This window comes from Photorhabdus australis DSM 17609 (assembly GCF_000711895.1).
In the GTDB taxonomy this organism is placed as follows: Bacteria; Pseudomonadota; Gammaproteobacteria; order Enterobacterales; family Enterobacteriaceae; genus Photorhabdus; species Photorhabdus australis.
Window position 1 is genome coordinate 1 of record NZ_KL543991.1, and the last position, 9,447, is coordinate 9,447.

Annotated in this window: 15 protein-coding genes and 1 pseudogene; 4 read left to right on the forward strand and 12 right to left on the reverse strand. The window is 44.7% G+C overall.

Annotated features, from left to right (window positions below; genetic code table 11):
- The 4 genes from BO26_RS21315 to BO26_RS21745 all read left to right on the forward strand — a co-directional run.
- Positions 1-286, forward strand: a 286-nt coding sequence (locus BO26_RS21315) for a type VI secretion IcmF C-terminal domain-containing protein (protein WP_036774980.1), incomplete at its 5' end; no start/stop codon positions are given.
- Between the two features lie 145 nt (positions 287-431).
- Positions 432-2,195, forward strand: coding sequence for a type VI secretion system baseplate subunit TssF (gene tssF, locus BO26_RS21320; RefSeq protein WP_036774992.1), 1,764 nt, complete (start codon positions 432-434; stop codon positions 2,193-2,195).
- Positions 2,159-3,247 (forward strand): type VI secretion system baseplate subunit TssG, encoded by a 1,089-nt coding sequence (tssG, locus tag BO26_RS21325; RefSeq protein ID WP_036774981.1) that lies wholly within the window; start codon positions 2,159-2,161, stop codon positions 3,245-3,247. Before tssF ends, tssG begins: the two co-directional genes overlap by 37 nt.
- Before the next feature lie 62 nt (positions 3,248-3,309).
- Positions 3,310-3,606: a type VI secretion lipoprotein TssJ gene (locus BO26_RS21745; protein WP_072023320.1), complete on the forward strand. Its 297-nt coding sequence runs from the start codon at positions 3,310-3,312 to the stop codon at positions 3,604-3,606.
- Here BO26_RS21745 and BO26_RS21335 read toward each other — a convergent pair.
- The 12 genes and pseudogenes from BO26_RS21335 to BO26_RS24395 form a co-directional block, all read right to left on the reverse strand.
- A complete protein-coding gene (locus BO26_RS21335) occupies positions 3,576-3,854 on the reverse strand; it encodes a hypothetical protein (RefSeq protein WP_036774984.1) in 279 nt (92 codons plus the stop codon). The two genes, BO26_RS21745 and BO26_RS21335, sit on opposite strands and share 31 nt — an antisense overlap.
- 1 nt (position 3,855) lies before the next feature.
- The gene (locus BO26_RS24385) at positions 3,856-4,023 is read right to left on the reverse strand and encodes a hypothetical protein (RefSeq protein ID WP_236637687.1); all 168 of its coding nucleotides are present in this window, start codon (positions 4,021-4,023) and stop codon (positions 3,856-3,858) included.
- Positions 4,024-4,076: 53 nt separating this feature from the next.
- Complete coding sequence (locus tag BO26_RS21750) at positions 4,077-4,418, reverse strand: hypothetical protein (RefSeq protein ID WP_051691092.1); 342 nt, start codon at positions 4,416-4,418, stop codon at positions 4,077-4,079.
- 212 nt (positions 4,419-4,630) lie between these two features.
- Positions 4,631-4,867: a hypothetical protein gene (locus BO26_RS21345; RefSeq protein ID WP_036774986.1), complete on the reverse strand. Its 237-nt coding sequence runs from the start codon at positions 4,865-4,867 to the stop codon at positions 4,631-4,633.
- A 179-nt stretch (positions 4,868-5,046) separates the two neighbouring features.
- Positions 5,047-5,157, reverse strand: a pseudogene (locus BO26_RS24755) (Contact-dependent inhibition of growth factor CdiA); the annotation flags it as partial.
- A 576-nt stretch (positions 5,158-5,733) separates the two neighbouring features.
- Complete coding sequence (locus BO26_RS21355; protein ID WP_036774987.1) at positions 5,734-6,216, reverse strand: hypothetical protein; 483 nt, start codon at positions 6,214-6,216, stop codon at positions 5,734-5,736.
- Between the two features lie 38 nt (positions 6,217-6,254).
- Positions 6,255-6,599 carry a hypothetical protein gene (locus BO26_RS24390; protein ID WP_051691093.1) on the reverse strand — a complete coding sequence of 115 codons (345 nt, stop codon included), beginning with the start codon at positions 6,597-6,599 and terminating at the stop codon, positions 6,255-6,257.
- Positions 6,559-7,014: a hypothetical protein gene (locus BO26_RS21365; RefSeq protein WP_036774988.1), complete on the reverse strand. Its 456-nt coding sequence runs from the start codon at positions 7,012-7,014 to the stop codon at positions 6,559-6,561. The genes BO26_RS24390 and BO26_RS21365 overlap by 41 nt, the downstream gene beginning before the upstream one ends.
- A gap of 257 nt (positions 7,015-7,271) precedes the next feature.
- Positions 7,272-7,490, reverse strand: a complete 219-nt coding sequence (locus BO26_RS21370) for a hypothetical protein (RefSeq protein ID WP_036774990.1) — start codon at positions 7,488-7,490, stop codon at positions 7,272-7,274.
- The gene (locus BO26_RS21755; protein ID WP_051691094.1) at positions 7,487-8,155 is read right to left on the reverse strand and encodes a hypothetical protein; all 669 of its coding nucleotides are present in this window, start codon (positions 8,153-8,155) and stop codon (positions 7,487-7,489) included. Before BO26_RS21755 ends, BO26_RS21370 begins: the two co-directional genes overlap by 4 nt.
- 211 nt (positions 8,156-8,366) lie before the next feature.
- The gene (locus BO26_RS21760; RefSeq protein WP_051691095.1) at positions 8,367-8,729 is read right to left on the reverse strand and encodes a hypothetical protein; all 363 of its coding nucleotides are present in this window, start codon (positions 8,727-8,729) and stop codon (positions 8,367-8,369) included.
- Positions 8,726-9,447 (reverse strand): hemolysin BL-binding protein (locus BO26_RS24395; RefSeq protein ID WP_236637695.1); only part of this gene is annotated, 722 nt, incomplete at its 5' end. The genes BO26_RS21760 and BO26_RS24395, both read right to left, overlap by 4 nt.

Sequence of the window (9,447 nt, forward strand, 5' to 3'; positions counted from 1 at the left end):
GAATACGGGGGCGCGTTTATTTGGGGATTATGAGGGGAACTGGGGCCTGCTCCGTTGGCTGGAGCGGGCGAAAGCGGAGAGGCTGGATGAAAGCCGTTATCGGTTAACGTTTGTGGCGCCGGACGGTTTGCCGCTGACGTGGATTTTACGCACGGAAGTGGGGAGTGGTCCGCTGGCGTTGCTGAAGCTGCGGGGCTTTAAGCTGCCGAAGGACATCTTTGAAGTGAGGCCGGGTAAGGCGACGCAAGCCGTGACGACGGATGAGGACTGGGAGGGGGAAGAATAAGGCGGATAGCTATAAAGCTGAGCGATGTGGGCTGATGTTACTGGCCGAGCCGGCCAATGTCATATTCCTTTTTAAGATGTTTTATCACTTTTCGGTTCGGACAGAACCGGTAACTCTATTTTTTGACAACCATGAGAACAATCCTATGGATGATTTAACCTTGCACTATTACGAGGCAGAAATGCGCTATTTGCGCGAAGCAGGTAAAGAGTTTGCTAAGGCTTATCCTGATCGGGCTGCGATGCTGAATTTGGATAAAGTTGGCATCCGTGATCCCTATGTAGAACGTTTGCTTGAAGGCTTTGCCTTTCTGATGGGGCGTTTGCGCGAGAAACTGGATGATGACCTCCCAGAGTTGACGGAAGGGCTGGTGAGTCTGTTGTGGCCGCATTACTTGCGTACCATTCCTTCTCTGTCGATTATTGAATTGGTTCCAGACTGGGTACAGATGAAAAAGTCAGTACCGCTGGAAAAAGGGTTTGAGGTGCTATCGCAGCCGATTGGCCCACACCGAACCCGCTGTCGTTATACCACGACGCAGGCTGTTCAGCTGTTGCCGTTGGCGCTGACAGTTGCTTCTCTACAGGCTGAACCGGACGGGCGTTCTGTTATCCGCCTGCGTTTTGATTGTGGGACGATGGTGGACTGGCGCCAGGTCGATTTACGCCGTTTGCCGCTATACCTGAGCGCAGACAGCCCGCTGGCCTGTGCATTGCATCAGGCATTTACACTACAAATCCAACAACTTTACCTGAGACTCCCCGGTTGCATTGACCGTCAGCCGTTCAATGGCGGGTTTTCACCGCTGGGGTTTGGGGATGAAGAAAGACTGTGGCCGAAAGGAGAAAGTGCGTTCAGTGGTTATCAGTTGTTGCTGGAGTACTTCACTTTTCGGGAAAAATTTATGTTTGTGGCGCTCTGTGGGCTGGAAACGTTGACTATTCCTGAGAATACGCCGTGGTTTGAGCTGGATGTGGTACTGCATGAAAGTTGGCCCGGTGACCTGCCATTTTCGGCGGAGCATATTCGTTTGCACTGCACACCGGTGATTAACTTGTTTTCGCTGGAATCTGACCCCCTACGCTTGTCCCCGTTGCAAACCGAGTATTTGCTGCGCCCGATGCGTATTCAAGACGGACACACTGAGATTTATTCGGTGGATGCGGTGGTCTCTTCGGAACGCGGTAGTAAACAGGGGTATGTGCCGTTCAGTAGTTTCCGTCATAAAGGCGGTATGATGCGTCATGATTCACCGGAACGTTATTACCATACGCGGGTCAAACAGGGCCCGTCAGGCTTGTATGACACTTGGCTGATTCTGGGCGGGGAGGATTTTGATGACGATAAACTCTATGAAGAACAAAACTTATCACTGACATTGACCGGCACCAACGGGCAACTGCCTCGTCAGGCATTGCAGGATACGTTACTGGATACACCAGTCAATCCGCCACCAGTGGGCCTGACTGTGCGTAACCTATGTGAGCCGACGCTGCCCTGTTATCCGCCGAATCAGGACCGTTTCCATTGGCGGATACTCAGTCATCTCGGTTCCAATTTTCTCAGTATGATGGATAACCCGGAAGTGTTGCGCGGCACGTTGGCTTTGTATGACTGGACCGACAATGATATGAACGCTCGTCGTCTGGCGGCGATTGTAGCGGTGAAACATTCGCTTATCGAGCGGTTTGAACAGGGGTGTCTGCGTCGAGGAGTACACATTGAAGTGACGTTGGATCGCAATGGGTTTTCTGGTACCGGTGATATCTGCCTGTTTGGGGAAATGCTCAGTCGTTTCTTTGCCCTCTACACCGATATTCATCTGTTTAATCGGCTCACTTTAATTTTGCAACCTACAGGGGAACAACTGTTATGGGAAGAAAACCACTGTTCGCACATTCCCGGTTGATGGCTGCCCTGAAGGCCAATATATCGACACTCGATTTTTATTCATTCTGTCAGATCATTGAGCGGGCCGTTCCCGACCGGCCTCCTCTGGGGAGTACAGCGAATCCTGCTGATGATGCGATACGTTTCCGGCCTCATCCGGGCATGGGTTTCCCGGTCAGTGAATTGAAAGCGCTGGAGGCTGACCGTGAACACCCGGAACATCCACCGACGGCCAGAACCACGTTTCTGGGTCTGTACGGAGTGGATTCACCGCTGCCGACGGCTTATCTGGATGATATCGCGCAACGTCAGGAAGGGTATGATGCGCTGGAAACCTTTCTGGATATCTTTAACCATCGGATATTTACCCAGTTCTACCGTATCTGGCGTAAATATTCTTCCTATCCCGCCACTTTTGCTGCCGGGGGAACGGATGGAACGTCTCAGTGTTTACTGGGACTGATTGGTTTAGGTATCTCGGGTAGCCAACAGAATATAGCCACGCCGATGTCCCGTTTTCTGGCGTTGCTTAGCGTCATGCGTTTGCCGACCCGTACCGCTGAAGGCATCTCTGCGCTGGTCGCGTTGTTGGCGCCGCAGACCCGCACGGTGGTGACCGCCTGTTGTTGCCGGCAAGTTCACCTGACGCACCCGGCAGAATTTTCAGATACACATTCGGTCTCTTTATCGCAGCGTACCGTGCTGGGCAGAATGGGTACTGATATTAACAGTCAGCTATTAGTGGCACTGTATACGAATTGCCCGGAGGAAGCGCGAGGCTGGCTGCCGGGCGGGCAGTTACACACGGATTTTCAGGTGTTGTTGCGGGTTTATCTTGGCTGGCGTTATCTGGCCAGACTACAACTGACCTTACCGACTCGGATATTGCCGCCACCTGTGCTGGGTGGTACGCCCGTTCATTTGGGGCTAACTGGGGTCTTAGGGCTTAAGGTTGAAAGTCATCCGACGACAGTACCTGACAATATCACCGTGAATTTGGGCGATTATCAAGGCATTACGGTAGACAATAATGAAAACAAAGGAGGAAGTTATGTCAAATATCAATTTTAAGATCGTGTCGGTGATAGCAGTGATGTCATTACTGCTGACTGGCTGCGGTTTGACTCAAACAGGTGACGGATGGCTCTGTCTCTGTCACGCAATCCCTGTTTCATAAGCAGGTAAAAACGTTGCATTTGGATTTTATCCCCAGAGCAACAATTAATACGGATAGCGGAGAAAGTATTGCGCTGTCTGTTCCCACACTGGTACGTATCTATCAGTTGCTGGATAATAAAGCGATAATTGCGGCGGATTATATGGATTTACTGAATAACGGTGACCGGGTGCTCGGTTCGGACTGTCTGGCTAGTCAGGAGGAGGTGGTAAAGCCGGGCGGTCACAATGGGTTGTTGCTTATAATTGCGTAAATTTCATCTGTTATTGGGTCTATATCTTCCCCATATTGGCCTCTATCCCCCATCATTCTGAAATCGTTCATAATATATTTGTATAAATTCTTCATACCATTACTTGCTTTGTTCTCAAGAATATTAATGGATTTTATTAAGTATGCATAAGATGACTCTCCATTTCCTGATTCTTTTAAATACGTAACGACTTGTTTCAACAAGGATATTAATCTTGCGATTTCTATCATATCTTTATTTATTGACATTTTATTTTCCTTTATTTGTTATTTGATCTGGAAATGTTTTCTTAAATTCTTCGTAAGTGTAAATATTACCTGTTTTTCCATCTCGTATTGATTTAATCCAATCCATAGGATAATTCCGTGGTAGTAGAATTTGATCAGCTCCACCCATGTATTTAGGATTATTACTCAAAGGTGGTTGTTCCCCAACAGAACCAATGTTTAACTTAGTATTTTTGGGTACTTCTATCTCAGCCTCAAATCGAGTTGTACTCCACTGGCAGGTATACCACCGGCAACAATTTCCGCCGCCTTCTGCGGTGTCATCTGCTCATTCGATAACACGACCTCCAATGGAACACCAAAGAAGTTACCCCACGCAATAATCAAACCTTTTGCTGGGTCCTGACCATCAGGGACTTGGCCTTTTAAGTAGTGAGTCAAAGCAGCGTTGATTTCTTCGGATGTTGCCCCAGATTGAGCCATTTTTTGAGCCAGTGAACCTGCGCCTTCAAAATGTTTAGCGCCTTCGGGACCAAACAGACCTCCCATGCTAAGGGCATTATTATCCGCGACAACGCATTCCATTGCGAAGCTGACCGCCGGACACCGATTTTCCTAATGCCATCAGTCAGTTACAACCAATTTTCCCCAGTGCGGTTTGATGTTCGACTCGCAACGCCCTGACGCGACTTTTAAGCCTGATAAGCCACTTTTCCCAGATGTAATGAACTGCTCCTTTTAAATGCCGGATGATTGTCTAACATTTGGGGGGCAGTTCATAAAAACCGGGATCTTAATTATGCAATGAGATCTGTTTTTGTATTCATCAACACATTTATAAACTCATCTAACGGGAATTTCATTTCTACTGGTTTTTCCAAAATCCTACTATCTGAAAAAAATTCAATCTCAATAGAATCAATTCCCTTGTCTTTGTTAAGTTGGCAAAGTATTTGCCCCCTATACGAAATTTCTGCTGTCAGCTCTTCGTATCTGGAGTCACTAAAAAAATCCACTTCAAAATTATTAGTCATTTTTCTTACCTTTTAGGATCTAAAAAACCTGAGAAAGAACCATCTGAGTTATAGCGGACACCTCTACCATCAGGTAGACGGTATTCTATACCACCCTTGGATAAATCGGTTCGGACAGTGTTTTTATTATTCAACACTTCATTTATGAACCGACTAGCTGCTTCATTTTTCTGAGTAACATTTCCTTTTAATGGCTCAAATATTCCTCCTGGTCTTCCTGCGTGTTTTTCCCAAGCACGAGCCCCAGCAGATAATCCTTGATTATTAATAGGCTTATTAGCAGAAGATACTAAATCACTCTTTTTAAACTTATCATCAAAATTTTTGGAATCAGATTGCTGAGTTCTCGCATTCTCCTCATCCTGTGGTTCCCAACCACTAGGTGATCCAGAACCAACTCCACTATACTGAGCCTTTTCTTCATTTGTCAGATTCTTCCCTACATTTGGTTGGCTTTCATTATCCACATAATCTGACGAACATGTCCGGCCAAAGGAGCATTGGGTGGCTTTATCTATAGACTCTCCCATCTCCTTTAGTTTCTTGTCTATTGTTTGATTTGCTTCATTCACAGCTTCACCCGTGTTTGAACCCGCTATCGGTGGTGGTGGCATTGGTACAGCCAGTGCATTATTATCTGCAACAACGCATTCCATTGCGAATCTGACTGCCGGACTCTGATTTTCCCAATGTACTCAGTCAGTTACAACCCATTTTTCCAGTGCGGCTTTGCCGCCGAATCCAAAAACCCCCGACGCGACTTTTTAGCCTGTAAGCAACTTTTCTTAGACGTAATGAACTGCACCGTTTAAATGTCGGATGATTGTCTAACATTTTGGTGTGCAGTTCATTCTGATTAGGATCTTTTATTTGGTTTGCAATACAAGTATAGGTTGAATAAATTCGTCTAAAGAATCAATATCAATGTATGATACTTCATTTTCTCTCATCATATGTAGTTTAATAACAGAATCGATTTCCTCTTCAAAGTCATCAAGTACAAGAATAAGTTCGAATTTGAAAGAGGGAAGATCTTGTTCCAGTTTAGCAATAATAAGAGAAGCGAATTTTATAGCAACATCTATAATATTGTTTTCCAAATAGTCACTTAATCTTATTTCATTATAGAAACATTCCTCTTCTGTTTTATCGAAGAAATTTGAATGACTATTAATTTGATTTTCTCTTAACACACTAGCTACAGGACCAAGAGAAGAAAAAAATACACAACCGTTTGAACTTACTGTGAACCCAAGATTTAAGAGCTCAGCAAGAACTTTTGGTATTACAACCTCTTCCTTAACATATCCATCTAAAAAACTAAACATTTTCTGATTGTATTTAATCATTTTTCCCCCAAATATTGTTTCATGCCTTTGTCTATTGCCTACTTAAATTTCGGGTCAGATAATAAGTTATTTACTGATGATGGTGCAGGTATTTTATTTTTTGAAGAGTCAAAGTTATAAAACGAATTAGTAGATGGCTCGTAGTAATATTTGTTGTTTTTATTATCTTGATAGTGTATTTGTCCTGGTCTCTTACCAGGGTTTGGATTTTCTACATCAATACGCTCTTTACCAACTCCTTTCCATATAGTTTTACTGGAGGTTTGAACGCCATTTTGTCCTAGCATAGGACCTTGATCAGTTGGTACGTTTTTTTCTTTTACCCCGACCTTACTAATTCCTTTAGCAATACCAGGAGCTGCTGAAATCCCCACTTGACCCATAATCTTCACGATTTCCTGGGTGGTTTCTTCTGAGCCGCCGGTGACTTGAGCACGATGGAGCACTAAATTCCGTGATGCGGTCAATATTCGACATCGCACCCCGTAAATCAGCCCATTCCCGCACTTCTGCTGGAGTGAGGGAATCCAGCCACTGCATTCTGGCTTTTTCCTGAATCTCGCCTATCCGGGCACTGTAATCACCTTGCAATGCCCGCAATTCTTTGGCAACAGCAACGCACTGGTCAACCCCTGAACACGTTGCTATCCGCTCCTGAACCTTGTCATATTCCTGCCGATATTTATCCCTGACGGCAGAACGGCAACGGGTATCCCCCTGACAATTAACCAGTTCCTCACTGCGCGATTGGTTCTTCTTCACACTTAGGTGATTGTTATCGACAACAACGCATTCCATTGCGAAGTTGACCGCCGGATACCAATTACCTCAATGTACTCAGTCGGTTACAAACGATTTTTCCCTGTGCAGCTTGATACCCAGCCTATAATGCCTCGACGCGCTTTTTCAGCCAGATAGTCCACTTTCCCCAGATGCGGTTAGAGAATAACAGCCTGCTCAGTAAGCAACCGTTTAACTTTACTACCGCCATTGTGATGTTGACGGAGTAGGCTAAAAAAACAGTCCCGGCTTTTACAAACCGGGGGGGTAAATATTTAGATAATATTTTTTTCTACTTGCTCTACAAGAGCACGGAATTCTCTAAAGTCAAAGTTCCATATTCCTCCATTCGGACAAGAAAAGATCTCTATTCTCATGCCATGCTCAGGTTCATTCGAGACTTCTGCTACTTGATCTGTACCCCAAAAGATCTCGTAAACAACATTCTCTCGATCTGGCAAGCTCGCTATTTGTGCTGTTAATTTATTTGTCATTTCGGTGGTTCCAAAAATCCTATAAGCCTACCTTGAGCATCATAACGTAATCCACGCCCACTAGAAGATATAACATCAGTAACTTGACCGTATCGTCCTGTATTACTTTGAATCACCTTTTTGTTCGGGTCATTCAATATACTATCTACAATTTTTTGGCCTTGTTCATTTATCGCAGATGGGTTTCCTTTAGCCTCTGGAAAAATGCTACCTGGCCGACTACCATGTTTTTGTAGAGCGCGACCAGCAAGTGTCAAATCGCCTTTTTTTGAGGCCGGATCTGTGTATTTTGCTCCATTTGACAATTCATCAACTGACCATTTGCCAATATGATTGTTATTTCTGGCATTCTGCTCATCTTCTGGATCATGTCCTCCCGGTGTTCCTGTTCCTGAACCACCAAGTTCGGCTTTCTCTGAATCTGTCAGATCCTTTGATATATTGGGTTGATTCTCACCATCTACATAATCTGACGAACATGTCCGGCCAAAGGAGCATTGGGTGGCTTTATCTATAGACTCTCCCATTTCCTTTAGTTTCTTGTCCAAAGCTGAAGCTATTGTTTGATTTGCTTCATTCACGGCTTCACCCGTGTTTGAACCCGCTATCGGTGGTGGTGGCATTGGTACAGCTAGAGCATTATTATCCGCAACAACGCATTCCATTGCGAAGTTGACCGCCGGATACTGATTTTCTAAATATAATCAGTCTGTTACAATCAATTTTTCCCTGTACGGTTTGTGCCCGACCCATAACGCCCCGACGCGACTTTTCAGCCCGATAAGCCATTTTGTCCGGCGTAATGAACTTCACCTTTAGAGCTAGATGGTTGCTCAACATTTTGGGGTATAGTTCACAATGGCTAGGATTTCTACTTTACTTATTAGGATAGTTATAATGCTCAGGCACCTGATAATTTTCTGGTATATTCGGCCACTCTGAATTTTTTAAGAAAGTATCAGAATCATCTTTTATATCCTCAAAAAAACCAGACAATCTCATTGAATGCACTCTAATGTAAACTAATGCGGCTTGCATGGTAATTTTATCATCAATAAGCTGTGCTTTTTGTAATAAACAAATTGCCTCTTTTAGCCTATGCATATCCAGAAAAAACATTTCATTTAAATCACTTTCATAATCAATCAATAAGTTATCAGTGACATTACTTTCAGAGATTTCTTTCGAAAGTTGATGATAACTATCATTTAACATTTCAAAGAAAAGATCTTTAATCATTTTGGGAGTCTCCTTCCTTCAGCTGCTGCTGCCTTAGTTTTATCTAAATTAATCGAACCATCCAAATTCAACACATGAATAAAGTTTCCTCTCTTATCAAAAACTTCCAAGTGGTTCTTATGACGGCCATCTAAATAGAATTGATCGCCTGTACGGATATTATCACTTATATCATTTGATGCTTTGTAGACACTCTGTCCTTGGTAAATCTTACTAGTTTTTTGTGAGTTTCCTTTCGCTTGGTTACCAAATCCTTTCTGTTTAAAGAATTCATTCATATTCCCTACAGCCCCCTGATTCGGTTGATATGGTTGTTTGCCTTTTCCGACATCCCCGCGGCCTTTTGCTCCAGCTTTACTGATCCCTCCGGCCACTCCCGCAGACGCCGCAATCCCCGTCTGCCCCATAATCTTCACGATTTCCTGGGTGGTTTCTTCTGAGCCGCCGGTGACTTGGGCACGATGGAGTACTAAATTCCGTGATGCATCAATATTCGACATCGCACCACGTAAATCTGCCCATTCCCGCACTTCTGCCGGCGTGAGGGAATCCAGCCCCTGCATTCTGGCTTTTTCCTGAATCTCGCCTATCCGGGCACTGTAGTCACCTTGCAATGCCCGCAGCTCTTTGGCAACGGCAACGCACTGGTCAGCGCCTGAACACGTTGCTATCCGCTCCTGAACCTTGTCATACTCCTGCCGATATTTATCCCTGACAG

Excerpts from the sequence above, each read along its gene's own strand:
- BO26_RS21335 (WP_036774984.1), bottom strand. The coding sequence starts at position 3,854 with ATGTCAATAAATAAAGATATGATAGAAATCGCAAGATTAATATCCTTG.
- BO26_RS21750 (WP_051691092.1), bottom strand. The coding sequence starts at position 4,418 with ATGGAATGCGTTGTCGCGGATAATAATGCCCTTAGCATGGGAGGTCTG.
- BO26_RS21365 (WP_036774988.1), bottom strand. The coding sequence starts at position 7,014 with ATGGAATGCGTTGTTGTCGATAACAATCACCTAAGTGTGAAGAAGAAC.
- BO26_RS21755 (WP_051691094.1), bottom strand. The coding sequence starts at position 8,155 with ATGGAATGCGTTGTTGCGGATAATAATGCTCTAGCTGTACCAATGCCA.
- tssF (WP_036774992.1), top strand. The coding sequence starts at position 432 with ATGGATGATTTAACCTTGCACTATTACGAGGCAGAAATGCGCTATTTG.
- BO26_RS21345 (WP_036774986.1), bottom strand. The coding sequence starts at position 4,867 with ATGACTAATAATTTTGAAGTGGATTTTTTTAGTGACTCCAGATACGAA.
- BO26_RS21355 (WP_036774987.1), bottom strand. The coding sequence starts at position 6,216 with ATGATTAAATACAATCAGAAAATGTTTAGTTTTTTAGATGGATATGTT.
- BO26_RS21370 (WP_036774990.1), bottom strand. The coding sequence starts at position 7,490 with ATGACAAATAAATTAACAGCACAAATAGCGAGCTTGCCAGATCGAGAG.
- BO26_RS21760 (WP_051691095.1), bottom strand. The coding sequence starts at position 8,729 with ATGATTAAAGATCTTTTCTTTGAAATGTTAAATGATAGTTATCATCAA.
- tssG (WP_036774981.1), top strand. The coding sequence starts at position 2,159 with ATGGGAAGAAAACCACTGTTCGCACATTCCCGGTTGATGGCTGCCCTG.
- BO26_RS24390 (WP_051691093.1), bottom strand. The coding sequence starts at position 6,599 with ATGGGTCAAGTGGGGATTTCAGCAGCTCCTGGTATTGCTAAAGGAATT.